Genomic DNA, 1,435 nt, shown 5'->3' with positions numbered 1-1,435 from the left:
CTAGTAGGACTCCGTTAGGTTGCTCTGGCTCTTGGGTTCGGGCTGGTGGTGGATGTTCTGGGCAGGGGGCGGTGGCAGGTGGTGCAGGTGCCGGTCCAGCAGTTCAGCAGGTCCTGGATGGTGTCGAGGATCTGGTAGAGGGTGAGCCCGGTGTATCGGCTTTTGGGGCCAGGCGCTGTTCGGTGAGGAAGGCGTGGGCGGCGGCGACCAGGGTGACGTGGTGGTGCCACCCGGTCCAGGAACGTCCTTCGAAGTGGTCCAGGCCGAGGCCGTGTTTGAGTTCGCGGTAGTCGTGCTCGATGCGCCAGCGGATTTTCGCCAGTCGGACCAGTTCGGCGAGGGAGAGCGTGTCGGGCAGGTTGGACAGCCAGTAGCCGGTGGGCGCCTGGGCGCCGGCGGGCCATTCGACCAGCAGTGTGGCGTCGGGCAGGACGCCGTCCCAGGAGTTCTCGTCTGTGACGGTGGCCTGGGCGAGGCGTCGGGACTTGATCCCGGCCGGCCGCACCCGCAGGGACAGGAAATGCGAACGCATCGGTCCGCGGGAGCCTTCCCTCCAGGTCACCTCGGTGAAGGCCTGCCGCCCCTGGTCCGTCGCCAGCGCGGCCACCGGGGGCGGCTTGTCGCGGTAGCGGGGCTGGGGCTTGCGGCCGTTGCCGGACCAGAGCGGGGCGGTGGGCACGGCATCGTGCGGGTGGGCGGTCACGTCCGAGCGGATCGCCACCACGTAGCCGATGCTCCGACGTTCCAGCCCGTCGCGGAAGTCGGCGTTCTGCCCGTAGCCGGCGTCGGCCACCACCACCGGCGGGATGAGACCCCAACCGGCCAGCTCGTCCAGGACATCCAAGGCCAGGCGCCACTTCTCCCGGTGCCCGATCTCCTCAGGGACCCCCGTCTTGCGTCGGCGGACCGGATCGTGCGCCCACTCCTGGGGCACGAACAGGCGCCACTGCAGTGGACAGGACGAGGTGTCGGAGACCGCGTGCACGCTCACCGCGACCTGGCAGTTGGCCTGCTTGCCCAAGGCTCCGCAGTACTGAGGTGCGACCGCCACCGACATCTTCCCGTCCTTGGGGAACGACACATCGTCCACCGCCCAGGCATCCGGGCCGAGCAGCGGCACCATCCGCTCGGCGATCCGCCGCCGCACCGGCACCGGATCCCACGTCGACTGGTTCACGAACTGCTGCAGGTTCTGCTCATTGCCGTCCGGCAGCCGCTCCGCCATGGCCTGGATGGACTTGCGGCGACCGTCCACCATCAGTCCCCGCAGATAGCAGTCACCCTTCGCCCGCTGGTCCTTGCGCGGCACCGACGCGAACACATCAGCGACGAATAACGCCAACTTAGCCCGAGCACGGTTCACTTCATGTGCGTCCACACCCCCAACATGCCCCCAAACAGCACCGCGGGACAGACGTAACGGAGTCCTACTAGT

The 1,435-nt window shown here is 68.3% G+C and carries 1 protein-coding gene; it reads right to left on the bottom strand.

Going from position 1 to position 1,435, the window contains the following annotated elements:
- Positions 1-103 precede the first annotated feature (103 nt).
- Positions 104-1,378 carry an IS701 family transposase gene (locus tag ACWBNA_RS47790; RefSeq protein ID WP_482710875.1) on the bottom strand — a complete coding sequence of 425 codons (1,275 nt, stop codon included), beginning with the start codon at positions 1,376-1,378 and terminating at the stop codon, positions 104-106.
- Positions 1,379-1,435: the final 57 nt, after the last annotated feature.

Source organism: Streptomyces sp. Q2 (genome assembly GCF_056820935.1).
The sequence above is the reverse complement of the archived record's forward strand: the minus strand, read 5'-3'. Positions and strand labels throughout refer to the sequence as shown.